15 protein-coding genes and 1 tRNA gene are annotated in these 25804 nt (G+C 48.3%); 2 read left to right on the top strand and 14 right to left on the bottom strand.

Annotation, left to right across the window (positions count from 1 at the left end):
• Positions 1 to 8 precede the first annotated feature (8 nt).
• From AB1I67_RS11935 to rlmD, 10 genes are all read right to left on the bottom strand, one after another.
• The gene (locus AB1I67_RS11935; RefSeq protein WP_367030099.1) at positions 9 to 3155 is read right to left on the bottom strand and encodes an ATP-binding protein; all 3147 of its coding nucleotides are present in this window, start codon (positions 3153 to 3155) and stop codon (positions 9 to 11) included.
• Between the two features lie 3 nt (positions 3156 to 3158).
• Entirely contained in the window at positions 3159 to 6749 is a 3591-nt protein-coding gene (locus AB1I67_RS11930; RefSeq protein WP_367030098.1) for a response regulator, read from the bottom strand.
• 478 nt (positions 6750 to 7227) lie between these two features.
• Positions 7228 to 10020 (bottom strand): transporter substrate-binding domain-containing protein, encoded by a 2793-nt coding sequence (locus AB1I67_RS11925; protein ID WP_367030097.1) that lies wholly within the window; start codon positions 10018 to 10020, stop codon positions 7228 to 7230.
• A 22-nt stretch (positions 10021 to 10042) separates the two neighbouring features.
• Positions 10043 to 11908 (bottom strand): extracellular solute-binding protein, encoded by a 1866-nt coding sequence (locus tag AB1I67_RS11920; RefSeq protein WP_367030096.1) that lies wholly within the window; start codon positions 11906 to 11908, stop codon positions 10043 to 10045.
• Entirely contained in the window at positions 11905 to 14055 is a 2151-nt protein-coding gene (locus AB1I67_RS11915; RefSeq protein WP_367030094.1) for an ATP-binding protein, read from the bottom strand. The genes AB1I67_RS11920 and AB1I67_RS11915 overlap by 4 nt, the downstream gene beginning before the upstream one ends.
• A gap of 23 nt (positions 14056 to 14078) precedes the next feature.
• Entirely contained in the window at positions 14079 to 15548 is a 1470-nt protein-coding gene (locus AB1I67_RS11910) for a GntR family transcriptional regulator (protein ID WP_367030092.1), read from the bottom strand.
• The gene (locus AB1I67_RS11905; RefSeq protein WP_367030091.1) at positions 15545 to 17617 is read right to left on the bottom strand and encodes a diguanylate cyclase; all 2073 of its coding nucleotides are present in this window, start codon (positions 17615 to 17617) and stop codon (positions 15545 to 15547) included. Before AB1I67_RS11905 ends, AB1I67_RS11910 begins: the two co-directional genes overlap by 4 nt.
• A gap of 4 nt (positions 17618 to 17621) precedes the next feature.
• A complete protein-coding gene (locus AB1I67_RS11900; protein WP_367030090.1) occupies positions 17622 to 17990 on the bottom strand; it encodes an Hpt domain-containing protein in 369 nt (122 codons plus the stop codon).
• A 103-nt stretch (positions 17991 to 18093) separates the two neighbouring features.
• Positions 18094 to 18441 (bottom strand): recombinase family protein, encoded by a 348-nt coding sequence (locus tag AB1I67_RS11895; RefSeq protein WP_367030088.1) that lies wholly within the window; start codon positions 18439 to 18441, stop codon positions 18094 to 18096.
• A 303-nt stretch (positions 18442 to 18744) separates the two neighbouring features.
• Positions 18745 to 20238, bottom strand: a complete 1494-nt coding sequence (gene rlmD / locus AB1I67_RS11890; protein WP_367030087.1) for a 23S rRNA (uracil(1939)-C(5))-methyltransferase RlmD — start codon at positions 20236 to 20238, stop codon at positions 18745 to 18747.
• A gap of 209 nt (positions 20239 to 20447) precedes the next feature.
• Here rlmD and AB1I67_RS11885 point away from each other — a divergent pair, with 209 nt between their 5' ends.
• Entirely contained in the window at positions 20448 to 21032 is a 585-nt protein-coding gene (locus AB1I67_RS11885; RefSeq protein WP_367030086.1) for a prolyl-tRNA synthetase associated domain-containing protein, read from the top strand.
• 76 nt (positions 21033 to 21108) lie between these two features.
• Here the strand turns inward: AB1I67_RS11885 and AB1I67_RS11880 are convergent, their stop codons facing one another.
• From AB1I67_RS11880 to AB1I67_RS11870, 3 genes are read right to left on the bottom strand one after another with little or no spacing between them, the layout of a single operon-like run.
• Entirely contained in the window at positions 21109 to 22899 is a 1791-nt protein-coding gene (locus AB1I67_RS11880) for an aminopeptidase P family protein (protein ID WP_367030085.1), read from the bottom strand.
• Positions 22900 to 22944: 45 nt separating this feature from the next.
• Entirely contained in the window at positions 22945 to 24360 is a 1416-nt protein-coding gene (gene lpdA / locus AB1I67_RS11875) for a dihydrolipoyl dehydrogenase (protein ID WP_367030084.1), read from the bottom strand.
• Positions 24361 to 24411: 51 nt separating this feature from the next.
• Entirely contained in the window at positions 24412 to 25191 is a 780-nt protein-coding gene (locus AB1I67_RS11870) for an HAD family hydrolase (RefSeq protein ID WP_367030083.1), read from the bottom strand.
• A gap of 113 nt (positions 25192 to 25304) precedes the next feature.
• On the opposite strand from AB1I67_RS11870, the gene AB1I67_RS11865 reads away from it, so the two are divergent.
• Positions 25305 to 25378, top strand: a tRNA-Pro gene (locus AB1I67_RS11865).
• A 98-nt stretch (positions 25379 to 25476) separates the two neighbouring features.
• Here the strand turns inward: AB1I67_RS11865 and AB1I67_RS11860 are convergent.
• Positions 25477 to 25797, bottom strand: a complete 321-nt coding sequence (locus AB1I67_RS11860; RefSeq protein WP_367030082.1) for a thioredoxin domain-containing protein — start codon at positions 25795 to 25797, stop codon at positions 25477 to 25479.
• Positions 25798 to 25804: the final 7 nt, after the last annotated feature.

Here is a 25804-nt window from a genome sequence, read left to right as displayed (position 1 = left end):
CACGGTGCTCAATCCAGTTCCCTGGCCAGCTTTTCATACAGAACATTCACATCCAGAGGCTTTGCGATATGTGCGTTCATCCCCGCTTCCAGGGCTGCATTCACATCCTGTTCAAAGGCGTTGGCAGTCATGGCGATGATGGGAATCGTCCCGGCATCCGGCCTTGGATCCGATCGGATCATCCGGGCAGCCTCATAACCGTCCATCTCAGGCATCTGGATGTCCATCAGTATGGCATCGTAGGTTCCCGGAGCCGCAGTAAAAAACGCTTCCACAACCAGCGCCCCATCCCCCATGACCTCTGTTTGCGCGCCGCACATGCGCAGGATCTCAGAAATGATTTCTGCATTGATCGCATTGTCCTCTGCGATCAGAAAGCGGCGGCCCGAAAAAAGACCTGGCTTCTCCATGATCCGGGGCGGGTCCGGGACAGGCTGCCGGTCAGAGGACGGCACGATTTCCCCTTTCAGCTCGATGACAAATACCGTTCCCTCCTCCAGTTCGCTCTGCACAGTTATTCTTCCATCCATCAGATCAACCAGCCCCTTTACAATACTCAGCCCCAGCCCTGTCCCTTCCACACGAGATACAACACGGCTGCGGACAAAGGGTTCAAAAAGATGCGCCATGGTCTCTTCCTCCATACCGATCCCTGTATCACGGACCGTGAAACGATAACAGACCCACCGGGAGTCGGACTGCGCCGACAGTTCCTCCACCTTAAACTGTACAGCGCCTCCCTGCGGTGTAAACTTGACTGCATTGCCTAAAACATTGATGAGGACCTGGCTGATGCGCAGGGAATCACCGTAAAAGCAGGCGTTTTGTATCTCTCCAAGCTGAATATCAAAGTCAAGCCCCGCCTGTTCTGCCTGTGGAACAATGATCCCTCCGACCTGCTGTACCAGCTCCGACAGGTAGATCCGCTCCCGGTTCAGTGTGATCTGGGCCCGCTCGATCCGGTTCATATCAAGCACATCGTTGATCAGGTTCAGCAGATGATCGGAGGCCACGGAAATCTTTTGAAGACAATCCCGGACGCGGGCGGGGTCATCACTGTTGGCCTTCGCCAGTGTGGTCATTCCCATGATCGCATTCATAGGCGTGCGGATGTCATGGCTCATTGCAGACAGGAAATCGCTTTTGGCAAGACTGGCTTCCCGTGACAGCACAAGAGCGCGTTCCAACTCGGCCTTCACTTCACGCTCCGCAGCCAGCATGTCCGTCACATCCGACCGCAGAAGACAGACCGTCTTATGATTCTGGTCTCCCCACAGAACATTGATCTGTTTATACCGCAGGCCGGACTCATTCTGATAAGGGAGTACAAATTCATAACCCTCCGGCTTTTCTCTCAACTGCCGGAGCAGTGTTTCCATATGGAACATCCTTTTTATCTTGGCATGATCAGCCTCTGCCCCATAACTGCCTGCCAGCTTATCAAGAATCTTATTATAATTCTGTGCGGCATGAGGCGGCAGATTCTCCAGGATCATCTCCCTGGTATACAAAAGAAATGTCCCATTGGCGACGTTGATGAAACCGGCCAGCTCACAGATACAGGCGATCGACCGGAGCAGCCGCTGCTGTTCCCGGATGGAATCGGTAATATCCGTCCTGGTCAGGCATACCCTGCCCAGCCGCAGGTCAATGGGAGAAACCGTGACATTCTTAGTACGGATATCCTTGTTATCCATCATGGAATACGCAAAGGTATAAGCCTGGCCCTGTTTCAGCCTGTTGAGCATATATTCCGGGTCAAGCCCTTCCCGGAAGCGTTCCCGGTCCCTTGGCACGATCCCGGATCTCAGCAGATTCGCCACCCGGTATGAATGGACGCCATTTCTAAACGGCGCACATCTGGCATTTTCATCCTGGGACAGTAACTTGTATGTGTCCCGCATCAGATCCACATCCGCCACAAAATCATAACCGCTGACGGATAACTGATGGGCGATCCGGCCGGAAATCGTCTGCTCTGTGGTATCCATGACCGTCAAAATCCCCGTGACATCGCCGCTGTCCGGTGTAGAAACCATCTTCATATCAAATCTCACATACCGCCCAAGCGCCTCGCCGGGCAGCATAACAAAGGCATTCTGTGTTTTTACGGTCTCCCCGCGTCCAAAAGCAGCCAGTGCGGGAGCACGCAGATAGGTATCCCGAAATAACTGCCGTTCCGCTTCATCCACGATCAGCCCCGCCAGGCAGGTAAAAAAATCCTCACGGACCGTTCCAAACCGCTCTAAAAGGCCTGCTCCGGTCTGATCGCTGATCTGCAGGATCCTGTCCTCCGTGATATTGCAGTGCCCCATCACCAGGGCGTTGGGGTCCGACTTCTGATGGTGCTGCAGCAGAAGGTCATTGTAATTCTGCCGGACACGGACACGTTCTTCCCGCTCCTTTGTCATATCATTAAAGATAGAATATATCTTCTTTTCACCGCCATCATATTCGATGAGCGACAGGGTGTTCTTGACCCACACATAATCCCCGGACCCTTTTAAGAGACGGTACTCAATCTCCCACTGGCTCTCTCCACTGGCAAAATATGCGTCCAACTGCTGCCGCACACGATCCAGATCATCCGGATGGACGCCTGTCAGGGCATCCTTGCGGTATAACTCCCAGGTGTCCTCAAGCGGCATCTCTGTAGTTACCGCAAGACCCTCCGAAATATACTCGGGGATAATGCTTCCGTCCTCCTCATAGCGGACTACCACCACTCCGCCGGGAAGATTCTGAAGCGTGTTCTGAAAATACTGCTCCAGCCGTCTCTGTTCTGTCACATCGCTGAACACCACATACAAAAATGCATCGCCGTCCGCCCCCACTCTTCTGGCTCCTTCAATACAAATCCACCGGTATTCTCCCAGTTCTTCATGAAAAAGCCTGCAGGTATGCCGCAGCATATCGCCCCCATTCAGCAGGCCGGACACTTCTTTCTGCAAAGTGGCGCGGTCTTCCTCATGAACGCCAATGAACGACACCTGCTCGCTTACCTGGGCGTGCCTTTTAGAAGGCCCCAGCACTTCAAAAAAGGCCGGGTTATGATACAGTGGATAAAGCCGTCCCTGGTCCACCCGGTAGATGCACATGCCGCTGGGGATACTGTCAAGGACATCTTTCAGTTCCTGATAAAACGCCTCTGTCATCGTTTACTCCTCCCTGCCCAGAATAAGATCATTAAGGACCCGGAACAGCCGTTCCGGCTCGATGGGCTTTGCAAGATGCGCATTCATCCCGGCTGCTTTACTTTTTTCAATATCTTCGTCAAAAGCATTGGCTGTCATGGCGATGATCGGGATCATCCCGGCATCGGCATTGATCATATGGCGTATATTGTTGGCAGCTGTCAGCCCATCCATCTGAGGCATCCGGATATCCATAAGGATGGCATCATAATAGCCCGCATCAGACTTACTGAACATCTCAATGGCCCGCAGCCCGTTTTCCGCAGTATCCACGACGAAGCCTCTGCTCTCAAGAATAACCTCAGCTACTTCAGTATTGATCGCGTTGTCTTCCACTAAGAGGACCCGCCGCCCGGTGAAATCATAAACTACTGATTCGCTGCCCGTACCGGCCTCCTCCTTTTCGCCCAGCGCCCTGGAGAACGCTGAAATCAGGGACGACTTAAACATGGGCTTGCTCATCAGCAGATTTACGCCGGCCGCTTTTGCCTCATGTTCAATGGCCGCCCAGTCATAGGCAGTCATGATGATGATCGTAACCTCCGGGCCTACGATCGCACGGATTCGGCGGGCGGTCTCGATCCCATCCATCTCCGGCATCTTCCAGTCAATCAAGATCATATCGTAATGCCTGCCGTCGTCGTACAGATCCTGTATCCGCTTTATGGCCTTATGACCGCTGTCCACCCATTCAGCGGTGATCCCCATCTCTTTCAACGTGTTTACCGCACTTTCACACACCATCATATCATCATCCACCACCAGCGTTTTTAAATCGGCGAATTGAGGATGGGCTTTTTTCCTGTTGCGGCGGTGCAGTTCTTCGTCTGTGATCCCCAGCTCCACATCCACGGTGAACTCCGAACCGATCCCTTTGATGGAACGCACTGTGATCTTCCCACTCATCATATCTACAATACTCTTCGATATGGCCAGCCCCAGCCCCGTACCTCCATATAACGCAGTGGTCCCCATGGATTCCTGGGCGAATGGCTCGAATATGTGGTGAAGGAACTCATCGCTGATGCCGATGCCGTTATCATTGACGATAAAACGCAGCTTAGCGCTCTTTTTTACCTTTTTGCGCAGCTCGGCAGAAAACGTGACCTTGCCGCCCTCTCGCGTGAACTTGATGGCATTGGACAAGATATTGAGCAGTACCTGCTGCAGCTTCATAGCGTCTCCCATATAACAGTCGTCCAGCGTCGGGGACGCGATACATTCGTAATCCACGCCTTTTGCCGCCGCCTGGCTGTAGCAGATGACATTGAGGCCGTTTAAGAAATCCTCCATGGGTATCTTTTCATTCTTCAACAGCATTTTTCCGCTTTCAATCCGGCTCATATCCAGAATGTCATTGATAAGCGAGAGCAGGAAACGGGATGAGATCCCAATCTTTGAAATACACTCTGCAACCTGCTCATCATTGCCGACTGCCTGTGCCGCTATGGCGCTCATGCCGATAATGGCGTTCATCGGGGTGCGGATCTCATGGCTCATGCGGGAAAGGAAGTCCGTCTTGGCCGCATTGGCCTGCTCTGCAGCGGTCAGGGCAGCAGAAAGGATCTCTTTCTGTTCCTGCTCCTGGCGGATGATATCCGTGACATCGGTCCGCGCAATGCACACGCGCCCCAGTTCCCTGCTGATGTAAAAGACCTGGTACCGCTTGACATAGGAATTTTCATGTTCGTCAAGGATCTCGGCCATGAAGTTATAGCTTCCGTATACAGCCAGCGTCTTCCGCATATAACCAAAATCCAGTTTTGCCAGGTACTCACGCCCGGTCTCTTTCCGCATAAAATCTGCTGCGATCTTTCTGGCCGCTTCCTGAAACCGCCCTCTTACCGGCATCATGCCGATCGCATCCGGGTGAAAAGAAACTACCTGGTATGTATCATCGCGGATGTCAACGTCGGAAATGATCTCGTAATCCAGCTCAGTCACTTTGCTGAGGAGCTGCTCCTGGATCTTCTGCTCTGTAACGTCAATGGTATAAAAGAACGCGATCATATCATCGGTTTCAGGATTCCTGTGAAACCGGAAATTTGTTTTGCCCCAGAAAACGCTGCCATCCGTCCGTTTCCGCAAAAACTCGAAATGAAGATCTGTTTTCCCTGAGGAAAACTCTTCCAGCACATGGTTCCGGCTGAGGACTGTGCGGATATACTCGCCATATCTGGAATCCGTTGAGGATTCCGCCAGCTTTCTGACCGCCTGTTCATAGGAATCCCCCGTCTGCGCAATGGCTGCGATATCCGTGGCCTGATAGCTCTCCACCTTATCCTGCGTGACATTGACACGTCCCTGGATACTGCCCTCCATCAAAGCTGCCTGCGTAAAATAAGCCAGTTCCTTTTCATATAACTCCCTGACCTGGTTGCGGGCCAGCTTCTGGTCCGTGATATCCACAAAAACTCCGTAGAAATACACCTCACCGTCGTCTCCGGGCATTAGCTGGGCTTTCACCGATATCCATTTGACGCTTCCGTCCCTGCAGACCAGCCGGTGTTCATCCTGTATGGTGTCCCCGTGGTTCTCCTCCAGGATCAGCCTTTCACGAACGCCATCCAGGTCATCCGGATAGATCACCGCAGACATCCGGTTCCCCAATGCAATAAACTCATCACGGGTATAGCCCAGAAATTCATACAGCCCGTCGTTGGCATCTACGATGGTAAAATCCTTCTCATAACGTACACGGAATACTGCGCCAGGAACATTGTTATAAAGATGTATGATCTCGGCCTGCGCCTTTTTCTGCGCCGTGATATCAATGCACACCGATATAATAGCCGGCCTGCCGTCCTCTGCAGTAACCTCATGTCCCAGATCCTGGACCCAGATATAAGACCCGTCCCGTTTCTTCATGCGGTACTCCACCATGTATTCGCCCCGCACCGCCATTTGACGGGCCACCTCCGCGTCCACCATAGCCCGGTCATCCGGATGCATGCAGTTGGAAACCATCCCTCCGATGTCAGCTACGAACTCCGCCTGATCGCTGTAGCCAAGATACTCCAGCATACGGCCATTCACAAAATAGAAGGGAAACCCTTTCCCGATATATCCGCCCATCATACCGCCGGGCAGCGATGTATTCAGCAGTTCCTGGCGCTGTCTGGTGATATTTTCCATGACCAGTGTCTGGGGATAGTGTTCTTCTCCCATCTGGCTGCTCCCAGGCTCTGAAAACCACAGGGTACGGAAACGCCAATGCTCCCCCCGGTCTCTGACCAGAGTAAAAAAACCTCTTAACCTCCAGCGGTACTGTGAATTTTTCAGGTTCATGCCCACAGACAGATTGCAGATCCGGGAGTCAAGCTCCTGTTCCTGATAGAGTGTTAATTCCACAGAAAAAGGTTCAGGAATCTCCTGAATATCTTTTTCCAGATACTCCTTCATCTCCCGGGAGCTGTGTGCAAACTCATTCTCCCCCGTTCCCACGAAACAGAATTCATCCGCCAAAAAAATATGGGTCTCCTCTACACTGCGCCGTTCAAACCAGGCGCTGCAAAATGCCTGTAAAGTCTCCCAGGCAGTCAATGCTGCTTTCATTTGTTACTCCCTCTCTTTCCGTGATTTCCAAATGCTCAACCAGGACGCTCAAATCCTCTGCCCAGACTCCGATGGAGATACTATCTCCGTGGGAAAGCCGTTGACTAAATGGCATTTATTTGTCATTCAAAATGACAATAATTATATTTTTCCTAATTACTCTATTTTATTTGATTTTAAACCAGAATTCAAGCTTTAGTTTTCAAATTGACAATGCCAATTTAGTGTCATTTTAAATGACACTAAATTATAGAATGAGTGAATGTATGATATACTCGAAAAAGAAGTGTGCACTGGCGGAGCAGGTCCGGGATTGTCGCATTATACCGCGAGTATCTGCTTTGGTTTGTGGAGAAGCCGGGTTATACCGGCATACACCGGACCAGGATCAGATCACGGCTTCGGGAACTGATCAGGGAGCTTCAGAATTGAGCGCGAAGTTGAGTTGGGGCTACTGCCCTTACCTGGATTCCCAGCCTTACCTCCCCATCCATTTCTGAAGTACCGTATAAAGCAAATCTATTTCCAAAGGTTTCGATAGAAAATCATTCATTCCTGCTTCTTTTGCCATGTCTTTATCCTCCTGGAATGAATTGGCCGTCAGGGCGATAATCGGGATTTTTGCTGCGTCAGGATGGTCTGAAGCCCGAATTGCCCTTGTTGCCTCCAAGCCTCCCATGTTAGGCATTCTCATATCCATTAGAATAAGGTCAAAATATCCAGGAGCACTTTGCTCAAAGAGCCTGACTGCTTTTGCGCCATCCTCTGCGAGTTCTGCCTGCGCTCCTTTTAAAGTCAAAATATCCATAGCAATTTCTGCATTGATCGGATGATCCTCTGCTAATAGAATCCGTACATTTTCAAAACAGAAAGAAGTCTCTAATTCCTGTTTTAGATCTATGGGCGATCCAAAGGCCAGGGGAATGGAAAAGAAAAACTCGCTGCCCTCATTTATCCTGCTTTTCACTTCCAAAGTGCCGCCCATAAGTTGCACAATATTCCGACTGATCGGCAAACCCAGCCCGGTACCCTGACTGCGCATTAGATTGGCGCCAGTTTGGACAAAGGATTCAAAAATACGCTCTAGATCCTCTGCTTTGATCCCAATGCCGTTGTCTGAAACCTTGAACAAATAGACAGCCTGCAGGTCAGAGGAGGAGGTTTCCTCCACAGTCAGATGTACGGTTCCTCCCGGCTGCGTAAACTTAATCGCATTAGAAACCAGATTCATCAAAACCTGTTTTAGCCGGATTGCATCCCCTTTCAAATCGGAATGCTCGAAATTTGTTTCACAGCAGAGGGCTATCTCCCGCCCCTTTGCCTGTGTTTGCATCATACTACAAAATTCATTAAGCATCTGCTGTAAGGAGAAATCCTCTTCTGCAATAGAAAGCATGCCATTGTCAATCCGGCTCATATCTAAAATATCATTGATGAGTGCCAATAAATACTGTGATGTCGCTTTTAGCTTCGCCAAATTTTCTTTTATGCTTTCGGGGACATCATCCTTCATTGCGATCAGTGCAGTCGTACCTACAATGGCATTCATCGGTGTACGGATTTCATGGCTCATTCGGGAAAGGAATTCACTTTTTGCTTTATTCTCCGCTTCTGCTCTAACAATGTCTTTTTGCATATTGGCATTTTTTATGCGCAGGTTAGCGATTGCAATAACAACAACTATGACGAGCAGCAAAAAAACTGATATTGCAGTGATCGATAAAATAGGATTGGTCTCAACAAAATTTTTTACTGATACTTTGGCATTTCCAATAGAGACCAGATTGTGATCTAAAAGGGAAATCCGGTCATCCTCGGATAAGCTGTTAATACCCTTATTAATGATGGACAGCAGCTCCGGTTTTGCTGGCACAGGCATAGCAAAACTGATGTTCATCCGGTTTGCCGACAAGGTAACCGGAACGACGTTGGTATAAATGTTTTCCTGCATCATTTTTTCCACCCGTGCAGAAAGCCCACATGCAAAATCCACTTTACCAGTATTTACTGCGGACAAAACTTCATCAATGGTAGTAAAATATATCACTTCGCTTGCTTTTATATAAGTGGGAAGGCAACGTCCTTCTAAAAGACCGCAGGTTAATCCGTCAGCCGGATAGGTCACGGTCCGGTTGCGTACAATCAAGTCATTTAACGCGGCATAGGGCTTGGTCTGTATCAGCTCACTCCGCATGGCATCCGCCGCATCATCAAAGAAAATACCCGCCATGTCAGCTTTGCCTTCGATGACCAGTTGCTGGGTATGGGCGTAAGAGTCCGACAATATATAAGAAAATTGGATCCCATATCGCGCAGTTATTTTTTCCAGCAGCTCTGGTATCAGTCCGGCATGATCCCCATCCTCATAACCAATACAATAAAGCGGATGAAAATAGGCGGGAACCGCCACCGTTACGGTACCCTCCTGTTGAATATAGTCTTTTTCTTCCTCGGTCAGCAGCAGGTTCTGCACACCTGTATCATCGAAATACCGTTTATAAACTTCCTCTGAAAAATGAGGATCAGACAACAGGATAAGCTCCATTGCCCAATTTAACTGGTCAAGCAGTTCCTTATTGTCCGGCTGCACAACCAGATAATGAGGCTGCGCATCAAAATACGCTACCGCACGGAATTCACCTATATCATCTGTTGCATTTCCGAGCTTAAGATCGATTATCCCAGCCTCCAGATCCAGATTAATTTGATTGGAGGCAACATCTTCAGCTGTGTATGGCCTGATTGTGCAGACTAAGCCATTGAAAGATAAAAATTCCTCCAGCCGGCGCACATTATCAGCTGCCTGCTTCACAACACCTATGGTCTTCCCATTAAAATCCCTTAGATCATAACCTTTAATGGCGTCATTGTCCTGGCGGGCCAGCAGAACAGCTTTGGTATTGCCACAGCTATAATCCGGGTAGGCAAAGTATTGCTCAAATGCCTCTGAATAGTAAGTGCCGCCCATAAGATCATATTGACCTGCAATAAAATCCTGCACCATGACATTCGCATCCGTATCAATGAATTCATATGACCAGCCGGTATATTTTGCGATCTCATACAAATAATCCACGACCAGTCCAGACCGGTTTCCATTTTCATCGGTCATCGTAAAGCCTTCTGTTTCTGGAAATGGGATTCGCAGCCGGACAGGGTGTTCTTTTGCGGCATAGGCAGGACTATCCACTAAAAGCAGAATCACAAGCAGGATTGCCACAGTAAGAACTCCTGTTCTGTATTTTTTTAATCTTCTCATAGATTGTTTCATATAAGCTCCTGTTTTTGTGGTTTTAATCCCAGCGCAGTATCAGCCGGTGATCTTTTGCCGGAGAGATGGTCCCTGCCTGTTTGACAGCGGAAGTGACCAGATCAATATTACTGCCCAGCTCGCTGTGGACGTCCAGGGTGGAGGTGAGATAACGTCCGTCAATAGAGGTGGGCCATGCAGCCACGATGTAGCTCTTATCGTCCTCGATCTCTTCTCCGTTAGCCAGGGTCAGCTTTATTACATTTTCATCCCATGCCCGCCATGGGGCGTACTCCATGTTCAAGCCGGAAAAGGCATACATGGCATTAACTTCTTCCCCGTTGATGACTGGGTGCTCCATCAGATTTTTCAGATTGGCGCCGGTAATTTCATAAGTGGTCAGATAGTCCCCGTTGCCCAGCCCTCTCAGATAAAAGCGGTATAGCATTGTAACCTCTCCCTCATAAAACTTCGCATAATTTCCCGCATAGTAAGAACTGTGGGGAATGAGGGCAATCTCAGCTCCGGTGGCAGAACGCATGGCATCAGCAATAAAACTGCTGGTTTCCAGGATTGTAAACTCCTCGGTTGCGGTTCCGATTGATTCATCGGGTACTTGGTTGGCCGAGATGTTTTTAACCATAGCGTCTGTTTGGGCAAGAGCCTGCTCCAAGGTCATCCTGCCTTCCAAATAGGCCTTCAGAGTTTGGTTGTGAAGATCATTTCCAATCCTGTTCGCAAAAAAAACCTGTCCGTTTTCCACACATCTTTGTACGTCCCAAAATTCTTCTCTCAAATCTGCCTGAGCGGATTTCACACTGCTCAGCCCCGAAAAAACTTCTAACAAAGCCTCCTGCCCCTCATCTGTACTGAGAAACGCCAGGATGTCCAATAGAACCTGCTTTTTATTGCTGTCTTCCATAGATTCCTTAGACAGTGCCATGCTGCGCCCCGGTGACATCTGCATCCACCGATCCCCAGGCGTATGAGAGGGGTAACCGAAAAATCCAAGCTCACATTCCGGCTGCTCATCCTCATACAGAGAAAACATGGTCAGTTGTTCCGGCAGCATAGCGATCTCACCTGCGTATAGGGCGCGGCGGTTTCTTGTCAGGCTGGAGGAGAAGTCGCCTTCCACCACGATGCCTCGGTCATAAAGGGTTTTGTGTACCTCGAAATACGGCTCCAGCAGCCCTTTGCAGGAGGCCTGTCCTCTACAGAAAAGCTCATACTGCTTCCGTTTATCCATAGTGGAAAAAACGGCACGGTTGCTAAACCCCAGACCAACTCCGTCCGGAGAATACTTGTAACAGGGGACAAAAGGGCGGATACCCTGTGCAGTAATTTCGTCGCACAAAGTATAAAATGCCTCGACCGTCTCCGGGATTTCCCAGCCATGCGCCTCAAACAGACTTTTGTTGTAAAAGATCCCCTGTACGGAACTATTGATCGGAAGCTGGTAAAGACTGCCACCGGAACTCATGCTGTTTAATACAGCCTGATTGTAAAGAGAAGTGAAATCTTCCGCAGATAAGTCATAAAATATGCTGTCACTTACCGCCATATCTTTTACATAGCCCATAAATATAATATCTTCCAAATCATGCTGTACGCCAGGCTGCTTTACGTACGACTGGATGTCGGGGACGCTGACCTGATCCAGGGTAACAATATCGATATTAGGGAATTGTGCCTCAATGGCAAGCTCCACCGGATCCGAATTACAGGGGGCGTATATGCCGATGGTGATCACCGTTTTATCAAAATCCACAGGTTCACAGGTCAAAATCTCATTCTCCTGGCAGAACCGTGCTCTAACCTCCGTTTCACGCGGCGTGTCGGTGCATCCACCCATGCCCGTCAATAGGCTCAGGACTGGAACGATGCAAAAAAACTTCCGTTTTTTCATTCTGCGCCCCCTCTTTCGTGTATATATTTGACAAACAATTTCTTGAGCATACTCATATCTACCGGCTTGCTGATATGCGCCTGCATGCCGTGGGCAAGGGATTTCTCTACATCCTCTTCAAAAGCGTTTGCAGATAAGGCAATGATGGGGATGATCCCGGCGTCCATATGATCCGATCCGCGTATGGCTGATACGGCATCCAGGCCACTCATCACCGGCATCTGGATGTCCATCAAAATCATGGAATAATATCCCTCAGAAGAATCCTGGAAGCGCTCTACAGCCTCAGCGCCATTTCCAGCACCATCGACGACAAAGCCTAGTCCGGTTAAAAGCTCTGTGACAATCTCACGGTTGATTTCGTTATCCTCTGCCAACAGGATTCTCCTGCCAAGCAAATATGCAGGCAATTCATCGGTGTTCATGTTTTCAAGGTTCTGTTCATTCAATCCGGTGCGCTCCAAGGGAAGTTCTATGACAAATCTGCTCCCTTGCTTCAATTTGCTCTCCACATGGATGGTTCCGTTCATCAGGGTCACCAGATTGTGCACAATCGCCAGCCCCAGGCCGCTGCCTACATGAGAAGAAGTAAGGGAAGACTGTTCCTGCTCAAAGGGATGGAACATTTGCTGCATAAACGCTTCGCTCATACCGATCCCAGTGTCCTCCACCACAAAATAAGCTCTGGTATATCTGCTGCTATCCGTCTGTTCCCGGTAGGTCAGAGTCACAGTTCCCTGTTCAGGCGTAAATTTGATGGCGTTGGAAACCAGATTGATGAGACACTGCTTGATGCGAACGGCATCTCCTAAAAATCCTCTGTGGAAATTTTCCGGGCAATCCAGGCAAAAATTCAGCGCTTTCTCTCCAGCAGGATATGTCTCCAACTGAACAACAGTCTCCAGCAGTTCCTTCATATCAAAAGCTTTTTGTGAAAGCCGCAGCTTTCCACATTCAATCCGGCTTAAATCCAGAACGTCATTGATAATAGAGACAAGATATTCACCAGACTTTTTCGCTTTTTGTGCACATTCCGCTACAACTTCCGGTTTGTCTGCATTATGCATCAGAAGATCATTCAGCCCAATCACGGCAGTCAACGGTGTACGGATATCATGAGAGACCTTGTTCATAAAATCGCTCTTCAATGCTGCTTTCGCCTGCTCCAATTTGATTTGCTGACCCTTTTTCACATAGTAGGAGACCCAGACCAGTGCCATGATCACCACAGTCAGGAGGATAAGTCCAATCATAATGACTACATTCCGCATTCCGTCAAAGGTTGACCGGGCCGTGATCGATATGGGCACTGTAATAACAATGCTGTTTCCCCAGCTATCCGGAAAACTCTGTATCCGCCATGTTTCCCCACCTATTTTAGCGATAAAATTGACTTCCTGCTGTTCTTTCAGTCCCTGCTGCAGCACAAAGATCTGCTGCTCATCCACATTTTTTTCACGCAGGATATGGAGCAGGTTATACCCACCGAAATACTCATTTGCGGTGGACTTGGTTGGCCGCAGTTCGATCACGCCCAACCGGTTCACCACATAGGAAGCGCCCTGATTCTCATATAAAGCTGTGGCGGCGATCTCTGCATAGGTATTTGAGTCCACCAGCATAATAACTCCGAAGAACTCTTTATTCTCTATGGTTACGCCAGAAAGAGGAGACATAAAAACCCAAAAATCTCCTTTTGTCTGTACCGTACAAAAATCCGTCCGAACCTCATCCGAGGTTTTCAGCTTCCTGATCTCCTCCGATTCAGACAGCAGGATCTTATCGCCTGTTAAAGAGATACAGGAGCCATCCTCAGCCAGCAGGTAAAGCTGTTCAACCCCCTGGAGCAGAGGATGTTCCTGGTCCAGCGACCGGACATGGTTGTCCATAATGACGAGAGCCGCCTGCCGTACCTTATCCTCATAATTTTGCCTTAATAGAAACAGCTTTTCCGAAATAAGAGTACTCATTTGCTCGATCGAATCGATACGCTCATTTTGGATAGACTGGTTTAAATGACGGTATGTAACGGTAAACAAAAAAATTTCGGAGATGAGCGCCACCGTCAGAAGAACCGTTATACATCTGATCCGAGGCAGGATTTCCGCTCCGGTTTTTTTCATTTTTCCATTCATCGCTCTTTTCACTTTGTTTCCTCATAATATCGACACTATTTCCACAGTTGGGAGCCGTCGTATATATCCTTGACCGTATTCCAGTATCCCAACTCTTTACACTCTTCAATGATAAGCTGATGGGTATACTTGAACATTTCCGCAGCCTGCTTTGCAAATGCACTCTGATCCCCGTCGGACAATACCTTCGCAACTGCTGCACACCTGCCATGTATTTCCAGTTTTCTGTATGGTTTGGCCCTGTTTATTAATTTGGGTATTTTACGGCCAATCCGGTAATTTTTGAGTACAATCGTATAGATCGACCGCAGGGCGTCCAGTCTAATATGCTCTGTCAAAAATTCCAGCAGAACAACAGGAGCTGGTTGATATAGGCTGCCGTATTTTTTCGCTTCGTCTAATTGCCGGATTAATTTTTGTATTTGCTCATCGGTTACATGAGCCGCAACATGGTAAGCCACTCCCTCTACCGTTAAGGAAAGCAGTTCCAGGCACTCGAAATATCTCCTGAGATGGCTGGCAATTAATTTCGGATCCACTTGAATATTGTTCAATGTATCTATATTTGCAGAAACAAAAATCCCTTTCCCACGGGTTGCCTTTACAACGCCCCATTCCTGCAGGCACTGAATAGCCTGCGTCGTCGTATTTACACTGACGCCATACTGCTTCTGCATCTGGGCATGAGAAGGCAGTCTGTCACCCGGCTGATAATACCCGATCGCGATAAGCCCCAAAATATCCAGGTATACACTGGAATAGCGTTCTTCCGCTGTTTTCATCCACTGGTCAAGTCCCTGAACGCCGATACAAAATGGCGAATCAGCAGGCACAAAGCATTGAAAATCTTCCCTTGAAATCGTAATAAAATGGATATATGTAAGGAAATCTTTGATGACTTCGCTTGCAGGCGCCTCTACTCTGCTCTTTTGGATAAAATCGATAAGCGTCTGCTGATATACGACGCGTGAGTCAAAGTTGTTTTCCCTGTATTCTACTCCCAGGAAACCAAGACCATCAACAATATGAAGGCTTAACTCATTTTCACATCTGGCAATAAAAAAACGCCAGACCAGCTTTGAGTTTTTCCAAAAAAGCTCTGGTATCCTGGGGTTCAGCTGCCGGGCAATTCTTTCAGGGATATCCCAGTCATACTTGTCGCACAGCGATATTCCATGGCATATAAACGGATAATAAAGAATTTCCGCTGTTTTTAAGATATCTGTCATAACAGGGATATTGGGTTCTTTCAAGTTATCTGATAAAGCCTTTTCCGTACCCGCCAGATCATATGCAACCACGGAAAGCTTCCGCTCCTTTGTCTCAATGAAACCGGCTTCAGACAGCATTGCTACCACACGCCGTATGGTTTTGTTAGATACTTTATACTCTTTGCAAAGATCAGCATAGGAAGGAAGGGCCGTGCCTTTCGGCATCCGTCCGGATTCGATCTTATTCTTTAAAATTTCAAATATTCTGTCATATTGGTATTTATCGTATTTCATCTCATCTTTTCCTCATAAGGTATTTTTTCTGATAGCGCCGACGAAAAACTATCCATAGACTCATCATAAAAACAATAACAGTTCCGTCCCTTACGCTTTGCGGCATAAAGCGCCTGATCTGCACAATTCAATAAATCCTCATATTCTGTTGCGTGCATAGGGGCAAGCGAAATGCCCATACTCACACAAATATGAAAATCTTGATACATTCCGCCAATCGATTGAAAAATACGTTCAACCAGTGAAGCGATGTCATTCTTATATTCCACAAAAATCAAGAATTCATCCCCTCCGATCCTGGCAATAATATCTGAGTTTCGCACCGATTTTTGTACTTTTTGTGCTGTTGCATGCAGTACCTGGTCTCCGAACATATGCCCATACATATCATTGGCATTTTTAAAGCAATCCAGGTCAAACAGCAGCAACGCATAATTTTTGCCCACAGAATGTTCTTTAGCGAGCAGTTCTTTTATCTTTCTACGAGCAAAATTTCTGCGGTACAAACCAGTTAAATCATCAATATGAGCTGTTTTCTTCAACAACTCAAGTTCTTTGATTTCCTCATGGATGTCTGTACATTTTCCGATGGCTCCTGTAACTATATCCGTATCATTCCCCAGCCAAAGAGGACGGGCTGTGATTTTATACCATCGCTGCTGCCCTTTGACACACAGGCAGTAGTTTTCCATGATTATAGGATTGTTTGGTGATGCACAGAGAAGCTTATTGTGCAGATCTTGATAGTCGGCATCTTTCATAACCTGCCTAAACAACTGATCTTCTTTCAGATTAACAATAATTTCCGGCAAACCCAGTTGAAGAGCTCCCTCTTCCGAAAATGTTAGGACATCTGTTTCATATGTATATTCAAAAAGAATTTCTTTTGACATTTCAGCAATAAATTGATATTTGATCCGTTCCTGCTCTAAGAGGGCCAATGTGCGGTTGGAAGCCTCTCCGCTTTGTAAGATAGTCCGGGTTATGTCTTTTATTTCTTCTTTTGTAACATAACCAAGCGAATGGAGTTTTAACTCGCTTTCCAACATAGGGCCTATATCCTTCATACATTGAAGCAATAACGGATTAAACACACCACATTGACCGCTGAAAATCATTTCAAAAGCCTTCTGGTGCGAATAGGCTTCTTTATAAACACGCTTGTGGGTCAGAGCATCATACACATCCGCAAGGGAAACTACCTGCGCCTCGATAGGAATTTCATCACCCGCAAGACCATCAGGATAGCCTCCGCCATCATACCGCTCATGGTGCCACCGGCAAATATCCCTTGCAATCCGTACAAGCGCTTCATTTGGATAATATCGTGTTTTTTCCAACATATTCGCGCCAATGCTGCTATGTGCTTTCATCTTCTCATATTCTTCGCCTGTGAGTCTGCCGGGCTTATTTAGAATTCGCTCATCAATAGAAATTTTTCCTATATCATGCAGCGTAGATGCATTTGCGATCAATAAAATTTGGGATTGAAGATAGCCGTATTGATCATTTAAAGCACAGAGCTGCCTTAGAAGCATTTCTGTGACAGTACGAATGTTAAGGACATGCATTCCGCTCTCGCCATTACGAAACTCAACAATATGGCTTAAAACCTCAACCATAATAAGATTGCTTTTTTCTTTTTCCAAAACCTGTTCGGTAACGGCATTTTCAAGAAATTTTTGTTTGGAATAGAGCATGATGGTATTAGCTACACGCCTCCTGATTGTTTTAGGATCAAAAGGCCGATTAACATACTCTGTTGCACCTAAATCATAGGCTGCATCTATATAGGCTGCCGTTGTTTCTGCTGAAATGATAATGACCGGGATACGCTCAATCCACTTATTTTTATTCATCATTGCCAGAACCCCGAACCCATCCATCTCTGGCATCATAATATCTAACAGTATCAAAGAAATCTCAAATTGATAAAATTCCAAAAGCTTTACTGCCCGCAGCCCATTCTCAGCTTCTAATATCTCATACTCATCCTGAAGCATATCTGCAAGCAAAGAGCGGTTCAACTCCGAATCGTCCACAATCAAAACTTTATTTTGGAGTTTCATATCATTACCCTTTCCACTCTATATTTATCAGAGCATCAATACACTCCAGCGTCAATTCATACGTCTTTTTTGCGTTATGAAGCAATAAGACCATATTTTCGTTGGGCATTCCACTGCGGAGCATCTCAGTCAGCTCTATGATACTGTCTGCAAGGGATGTCAGACTCAAATTCAAGGCAATCCCTTTTAACGTATGTGCTGCACAAAAAGCAGTTTTCAGATCATTTTTCTCAATCGCCTCACAAAGAGACTTGAAATTGGTGTCCCTTTGTAAAATCTTTAAATATTTTATGATACGTTCATCACTACCCATTCTACGAACAGCTTCATCGTAATCCCCGGCCATTTTTTTGTAACATTCTTTGACACCCATAGTAATATCTCCAGCTCAAAATATTTATCAATAATACTTTTTCAACCCACGATCTGTGTACCTATACCAAATAATATCACAAAAAACAAAAAATGTCAATTTGTTAGACTATATTACCCATTCTTTCATGTTTGTAACAAAGCAGGATCAGGATTAACAGCAATACCACATTATTGGAGGGTGCAACCTCATACCCTTTCTGCGGCAAACAGCAGGAAGTCTTTTCCAGTCCTGTACGCCCTCTTTTCCGTAATCCGCTTTTTCCAAAATCATAAAAGATTCCAGCAAATTCCCAATTTGGATGATTCAGTATCCGATTCATATAAGCCCATATTTGTCGAAACAGGCTGGCTTTCTGTTCCTTACTCCTTGTACTGACGCGGCAATAAGCCGCTACTTGCAACAGCTTTGATTCTTTGGGCAGAACAGGTATTAATCTGATTTTCTTCACAAAGTATTTCCACCTTCTCATAAGAAAAAAGACGCAAAAGCATATTCGCCCTTACGTCTTAACTTCTTCTATGCTATTTTATATCAGCGTTCTCTTCTGTTACTGACAGTTCTGCATAACTCTCCTTACTCGCTACTACCCTCCGCAGATATTCCAAGCCACCATCTGCACTGCAGACGCCGCAGGAACAGGTCTTAAAATCATGCACCGATTTCGACTCAATCACATCCCCACAAATCTTACACCGAATTCAATTTTTCAATATTTTTTCCATCTTTATTTCTCTTATTCCCCTTCTTAACATCACCCTTTCCGCTGCAACAGGACGATGGACTCGCAATGCCCAGTCATCGGAAACAAATCCACCGGATAAGCCCCCATTGCCTGATACCCCGCTCTCCCAAACACCTCCAGATCCCTCGCCAGCGTATCCGGCCCGCAGGACACATAGACAACCTTTTTCGCCTTCACCGCCGCAACGGCCCGAATAAACTCCTCCGTACTTCCCATGCGGGGAGGATCCATAAATACCACATCTACCGTATCACCAGCCTCTGCCATCTGGCACATAAACTTAGTAGCATCATTGCAATAAAACCGGATATTATCTACCTGATTACACCTGGCATTCTGCACTGCATCACGCACCGCATCTGCATTCAGTTCCACGCCGATCACCTGCTTTGCATGACTGGCGGCAATGATGCCGATCGTACCAATACCGCAGTAAGCATCCAGGACCGTTTCTTTTCCAGTCAGTCCTACAAGCTCGATCGCCTTGCTGTACAGGTACTCCGTCTGCACCGGGTTTACCTGGTAGAAGGACTTTGGAGAGATCCTGAACCGACAGCCGCAGAGCACATCCTCAATGTATCCCCTGCCATACAGGACATGTTCCTTGTCCCCCAAAACCATACTGGTTCCCCGACCATTGATATTCTGAACAATCGTGGTGATCTCCGGATGCTTCTCGCGGAGAGCCTTAACAAAATTATTCCTCGAAGGGAATATCGGGGAGGCCGTCACCAGAACCACCATGATTTCATTTGTGGCAAATCCCCGGCGGACCAGGACATGACGAAGAAGCCCATAACCGGTGTCCTCATCATAGGTACGTATCTTAAACGATTTCAGCATGCCACGGATAGTTCCAATAATCTCATCCGCTATTTCATCCTCGATCATGCAGCTTTCCACTGGAACCAGATTATGGGTTCCAGCCTCGTATACGCCGGACACCGCTTCTCCTTTCCGAAAGCCAAATACTGCATGGACCTTATTGCGATAATGAAATGGATTGTCCATTCCTTTGATCGGATACACCTTGCAGAACTGACCAAGCAGCCTCTGCATATCCGCCTGTTTTTTCTTCAACTGCTCCTCATATGGCTTGTCCAGGTGCTGGCATCCACCGCACCTGCGGGAAACAGGGCACAGACTCTTTTTCTTTGCAGCCCCCTCTTCCCTCTTGTACATGCTCTTGCGGGCAGCACTCTTCCAGGCGGTTGTCTTACTGTCAACCGTTTTCCGATCTTCTTTCTTACAATCTGTTTTCCGGCTTTCTGCTCTCCGGCTTTCTGTACTCCAACCTTCTGTTTTCCGGCACTCTGTACTCCGGCCTTCCACTTCCCGACCGTCTGTTTTCCGCCCTGGCAGCTTCCTCTCCCCAGGCTTCATTGGCTTTGCAAACTTTCCAGAAACTCTCCCTTTCTCCCTATCCGCCCTCTTCGCTTCCATATTTCGCTGCTTTTCACCAGCCACATTTGTTTTCTGTTTCCTGCTATTCCCTGCCACCATATATCTCCTCTATTGATCACAACATTTTTTTCTATCCTAATTTCAGTCTAATTATCGATTCATACATTTCTATATTTATAGATCATTTAAAACAGGCCCTCTTCGCAACTAAAATATTCCCACTAAAATATCTCCTCCACAAGCCCCTCTTGCATTTTCCCTCAATCCGAGTATAATAAATCCCAAACTCACCTCAGGAGGACAACCATATGAACACTACCGCAGCAGATTCCTTTCATTTAGACCCAAACCTCTACACTGGCCGTCCTGCTGACGCCACCGGCCGCCTGCCAAAGGAGCTTTCTACCTACGACCTGTTAGACAGGCTCGCAATCCCATACTGGCGTCTGGACCACGATGCAACAGCTACTATAGAGGCATGCCACGATGTCGATCAGCTTCTGGATATTGAGATCTGCAAAAACCTGTTTCTGTGCAATGCACAGAAAACGGATTTCTATCTGCTTATGATGCCCGGCCATAAGAAGTTCAAAACTGCACGGCTCTCCCGGCAGATCGGCAGCGCGCGGCTGTCCTTCGCAGGCCCGGAATATATGGAGGAATTCTTAAATATCACACCTGGCTCAGTCAGCGTTCTGGGACTGATGAATGATAAAGACCTGAGGGTTAAGCTGCTCATCGACAAGGATGTGATCGACCACCATGAATATGTGGGATGTCATCCCTGCATCAATACCTCCAGCTTAAAGATCCGCACCAGGGACATCCTGGATAAATTTCTTCCATTTGTAAATCATCCATATACAATTGTAGAGCTTCCCTGGGAGGAGTGAAAACTCCTCCGGGAAAGCTCTGCACTATAATGATCAAATCCACTGCCCAAAACAGATTTTCTCTTATCCATGGTTTTTAGACCGGCCGAGTTGCTTCTTTCAGCCATGCCGCCTCAGCCTCCGTCAGATACGGAGAGATCATCTCATAAACCCACTTATGATACTCATTCAGCCAGGCAATATCCTGTTCCTCCATCAGAGACACGTCCACCGGCTCCAAATCGATCGGGGCACAGGTCAGATACTCAAATTCCAGGAATTGTCCATACGCTGTCTTTTCTGCATTCTTACAGAACATCATGTTCTCTGTACGGATTCCATGACTCCCCTCAATATAGATCCCCGGCTCGTCAGAACAAACATACCCCGGCATGAACGGAGCGCTGTCCTGCCTCTCCGGAACGATGCGGAACCGGATCCCGGCTGGACGCTCATGCACATTTAAAAGATAGCCTACGCCGTGTCCTGTGCCGTGATTATAATCCAGGCCGCGTTTCCACAATGGCTCTCTTGCCACATAATCCAGGCTTAAGCCGCTGCAGCCCTGTAAAAATTTTACATGTCCCAGACGGAGCATACTCATCAGCACCAGCGTATAATGCTCCCGCTCAGTATCCGTCACCGGTCCCAAGGCAAAGGTCCTGGTAATATCCGTGGTTCCCTCCAGATACTGTCCGCCCGAATCCACCAGGTAAAGCCCCTGCGGTTTTAAAGCAGCGCAGGTATCCGGCAGTGCATGATAATGGCACATGGCTGCGTTCGCGCCATAGGCGGAGATCGTAGTAAAGCTGGGTTCCAGTGCGCCGTGCTCTTTCCGCAGGTTGTCCAGATAATCCGCGGCGCTGCATTCCGTCATGGGAAGTTTGCCAATATTCTGCTTCATCCAGTAGATGAATTTTGTGATGACTACGCCGTCTTTTATATGGGCTGCCTTCAGATTGGCAATCTCCACCTCATTTTTCTGTGCCTTGGCAAATACTGTTGGGTTGATCCGGTCAATGATGCGGTTGCTGTCGTCTAAATACTGTAATATCGCATAGTTTACCTTTCCCTTTTCCAGCAGGATCCTGGAATTCTTCACCTGCTGGGCATAGGTATATACCTCCTGATAAGGCATCAGAGTGGCGCCCAGACCTTCCAGATAAGATCTGACTTCATCAGAAACTACCTTCTGATTGATGAACAGGAAAAGTTCCTCTTTGGTGACTGCCATATAGGACAGGACGACCGGATTGCACGGAATGTCATTTCCACGGATGTTCAGCAGCCATACGATATCATCCAAAGTTGTGATAATGTGTACATCTGCATGGCATTTCTCCATCTCTGCGCGCAGGGCGGCAATCTTTTCACCGGCAGGAACGCCTGCATACTGCTCTTCCAGGATCCACACCGGCTCTGCAGAAAGCGCCGGACGGTCCTCCCAGATCTCACCGATCAAAGACTCTGTATATGCAAAAGAAACCTGCTTGTCCTCCAGGCGCTTCTGAAGATCCTCGCCCATCCGGGAGCATACCACCCGGCCGTCAAAGCCAAGGATGCCATGGTCCGGAAGGTTCTGCTCCAGATATTCCTCCAGAGTCGGCACTCCCTCCTGGCCCATCCGCATCAGCTCCACACCTGTGCCCGCAAGCTCTGCGGCAGCCTGTACAAAATAACGCCCGTCCGTCCATACTCCCGCCCAGTCCCTGGTAATAACCGCGGTTCCGGCAGAACCGGTGAAACCGGTGATATACTTGCGGCAGGCAAAATGCTCCCCCACATACTCCGACTCGTGGTAATCCGAAGTTGGCACCAGATAGGCGTCAATCCGTCTCTCAGCCATCAGCTCCCGCAGCTTCTCAATCCGTTCTGCAATCTCATTCATATCCTGTTCTCTCCTTATCTGTCTTTCATGATCCATCTTTCCCTATCAGCTTTTCATCGCATCCTCGATGGCTGCCGTAATCCCCTCGCTGTATGTGGGATGGGCGCGCATGGCGCGCGAAAGCTGCTCTGCAGTCAGGCCATTGGCGATTGCCGTCGCCATCTCTCCGATCATATCTGTCGCCCGGGGGCATACCATCTGGGCGCCCACGATCGTGTTGGAGTACGCCTCGAAGATCAGTCTGATAAAGCCATGCTCCTCCCGGGCGATAATGGATTTGCCGTTCCCGTCCATGGTATAGACACCGCAGCGCACCTTCATGCCCAGATTGTTGGCATTCTGCTCCGTGATCCCGACAGTCGCGATCTCCGGCTCTGTGTAAATACAGTTGGGCACGATCGGGAGCGACACATACATCCCGTTTGGCACTGCCTCCAGGCGGATGCTGTGGGAATGCCCCGCAATATTCTCCACCACAAAGGTTCCCTGTGCCATAGCCACATGGGCAAGCTGGGTGCGCGCCACCACGTCTCCGATGGCGTAGATCCCCGGTTCGCTGGTCTGAAAATCGCTGTCCACCGCCAGCCGCCCGTCTTCAATCTTCAGATCCACATCCTCGCCAAACAGTCCCTGCATATATGGAGTCCTGCCAACTGCGACCACCACCTGGCTGGCCTTGATCTGGCTGGTCTCCCCGGTATTATGATCTAAAAGATGACAGGTCAGTCCATCCTCCTTTGTGATCTCTTCCACAGTCGTATTGCAGTGGATGGAAATGCCCTTCTGAGCCAGCTGCTCCTCCAGAGCCGTTGCAACCTCCACATCCATCGGCCCCAGCAGGTGACTGCCCTTCTCCACGATCGTGACTTTTGCACACAACGCCTGGAAGATCGTCGCAAACTCCACGCCGATCACACCGCCGCCCAGGATCACGATCCGGTCATAATTCCAGTTAGGCACCGCCAGCAGCCGGTCGCTGTTGATCACGCCCGGCAGATCGATCCCCGGAATCTTTGGCATCACAGGCTTTGCTCCGGTGGCAATGATAATGTTCCTGGCATGGAAATACTCCCGGCCATTCTCATTTTTCACTTCAACCGTCTTTTCCCGGCGTATGGTGGCTGTCCCTTTCACAAAACCAATCCCATTCTGCTTAAACAGCTTCTCGATCTCCCCGCGGTACTGCTTGACGGAACGCTTCTTGTAATCCTGCATCTTGGCAAAATCAAAAGAAATAAAATCAGTAGACACCCCGAACTCATCGCACTGCTGCATCATAGAAAAAATATTGGATGCGTGAAGCAGCGCCTTAGTCGGGATACATCCCCGGTTAATACATACTCCCCCCAACTTGTCCTGGTCGATCACAACGACCTTCATGCCAAACCCGGCTGCCTTCAGCGCTGCCGTATATCCGCCCGGTCCCGCGCCGATGATCACTAAATCACAGTTTACTGCCATTGTCCCTACTTCCTTCCCCTTAAAGTTCCATAATCTTTTAGATCAAACGCCTCAGATCAGCCCCAGATGGACGCAGGCATTCCAGATCCCATCCTCGCCAATAGGCGTCGTCACATAATCAGCCACCTGTTTTAACGCTTCAATACTGTTGCCCATGGCAACTCCGATCCCGGCTGTGCGCACGATCTCATAATCATTCATGCTGTCGCCGAAAGCCACCGTATGCTCCAGCGGGATCCCATAATACTCGCAGAGACGCTTAAGCCCTTCTGCCTTGGATGCCTCCCGCTCCACGATATCCGCGCCCTCGCCGCTGGAAAACATGGGCAGCTTCAGCTCCGGAAACTCCGCCTCCACCTGCTTTGCCCCCTGCTCCCTGCCGAGATAGACCAGGGTCCGCACCTCCATGTCAAGCAGCTTCCAGGGGTCCTTAAAGACACGTCCCGTCTCCCCCCAGCGCCGGATATCCTGCTCTCTCACCACCTCCGGGTTCATATAATAGTCCTCCGTCCCGGCAGTTAGCCCCACGGCAAAATTCCTTCCCTCGGCAAATTCCAGAATCCGTCTTACCAGATCCTTATTCATGGTGTGGTGATAAATCATCTGATCCCCCACCGTCACCTTGGTACCGTTTAAATGGATCACCGCATCCGGCTCCACCAGTTCCCTCAGCCCGGCGCTGAACTTGCTGTCTAAATCCCGGCCGGTAGCGATGGCAATGTAATACTGCTCCCGCAGCCGGTCGATAGCCCGATATGCACTGTCCGGTATCCTGGAAGCTGAATGATCCAGAAGCGTCATATCCATATCAAAACTGATAATTCCCTTCATTTCTCAAAATTCCTCTCATTTATCCTAAAGATAATGATAACAAATAAAAAACCTGCTGTAAACCTCTTTTCAAAATGGAAATTATCTGCTATAATAAGCTGGTTGCCGAACATCGGGGTATGGCGTAGCTTGGTAGCGCGCTCGGCTGGGGGCCGAGAGGTCGCAGGTTCAAATCCTGTTGCCCCGATTACTGCAAGGTCAATAAAACACGGGAAATCCTGACATCTGTTATGGATTTCCCGTGTTTTATTTTATACTAATGTATTTCATTTATAATTCCAGTCCTTACAGGGCGCCGTGCTCCTTCAGCCAGCCTTCAATGGCATCCCGGTTCGCTGGATTTACTACGCTGCTGACTTCCCTGCCATCCCGGAACAGGATCAGCGTTGGGATCGTCATCACCTGAAACTGCTCTGCCAGCTCCGGATCTGCATCGATATCAAGCCCAACCACCTTGATCTTACCTTCAAACTCCTGCCCCATTTTTACCACAGTCGGCTCCAGACGGCGGCAATAGCCGCACCAGGGCGCCTTAAAATCAATCACTACCGGAACTGCCGAATCTAATACTTCCTCTTTAAAGTTCTTGCCTGTTACATCAATCATGTTATGA

The organism is Clostridium sp. AN503, from assembly GCF_040719375.1.
Taxonomy (GTDB): domain Bacteria; phylum Bacillota; class Clostridia; order Lachnospirales; family Lachnospiraceae; genus Brotaphodocola.
This window is presented reverse-complemented; position numbering and strand designations above follow the sequence as displayed.

What these genes read in the sequence shown, in the direction of transcription:
- AB1I67_RS11900 (WP_367030090.1), bottom strand. Translation starts at nt 17,990, where the DNA reads ATGGGTGTCAAAGAATGTTACAAAAAAATGGCCGGGGATTACGATGAA.
- rlmD (WP_367030087.1), bottom strand. Translation starts at nt 20,238, where the DNA reads ATGGTGGCAGGGAATAGCAGGAAACAGAAAACAAATGTGGCTGGTGAA.
- AB1I67_RS11930 (WP_367030098.1), bottom strand. Translation starts at nt 6,749, where the DNA reads ATGAAAGCAGCATTGACTGCCTGGGAGACTTTACAGGCATTTTGCAGC.
- AB1I67_RS11910 (WP_367030092.1), bottom strand. Translation starts at nt 15,548, where the DNA reads ATGAAATACGATAAATACCAATATGACAGAATATTTGAAATTTTAAAG.
- AB1I67_RS11880 (WP_367030085.1), bottom strand. Translation starts at nt 22,899, where the DNA reads ATGAATGAGATTGCAGAACGGATTGAGAAGCTGCGGGAGCTGATGGCT.
- AB1I67_RS11860 (WP_367030082.1), bottom strand. Translation starts at nt 25,797, where the DNA reads ATGATTGATGTAACAGGCAAGAACTTTAAAGAGGAAGTATTAGATTCG.
- AB1I67_RS11920 (WP_367030096.1), bottom strand. Translation starts at nt 11,908, where the DNA reads ATGAAAAAACGGAAGTTTTTTTGCATCGTTCCAGTCCTGAGCCTATTG.
- AB1I67_RS11935 (WP_367030099.1), bottom strand. Translation starts at nt 3,155, where the DNA reads ATGACAGAGGCGTTTTATCAGGAACTGAAAGATGTCCTTGACAGTATC.
- AB1I67_RS11870 (WP_367030083.1), bottom strand. Translation starts at nt 25,191, where the DNA reads ATGAAGGGAATTATCAGTTTTGATATGGATATGACGCTTCTGGATCAT.
- AB1I67_RS11885 (WP_367030086.1), top strand. Translation starts at nt 20,448, where the DNA reads ATGAACACTACCGCAGCAGATTCCTTTCATTTAGACCCAAACCTCTAC.
- AB1I67_RS11905 (WP_367030091.1), bottom strand. Translation starts at nt 17,617, where the DNA reads ATGAAACTCCAAAATAAAGTTTTGATTGTGGACGATTCGGAGTTGAAC.
- lpdA (WP_367030084.1), bottom strand. Translation starts at nt 24,360, where the DNA reads ATGGCAGTAAACTGTGATTTAGTGATCATCGGCGCGGGACCGGGCGGA.
- AB1I67_RS11925 (WP_367030097.1), bottom strand. Translation starts at nt 10,020, where the DNA reads ATGAAACAATCTATGAGAAGATTAAAAAAATACAGAACAGGAGTTCTT.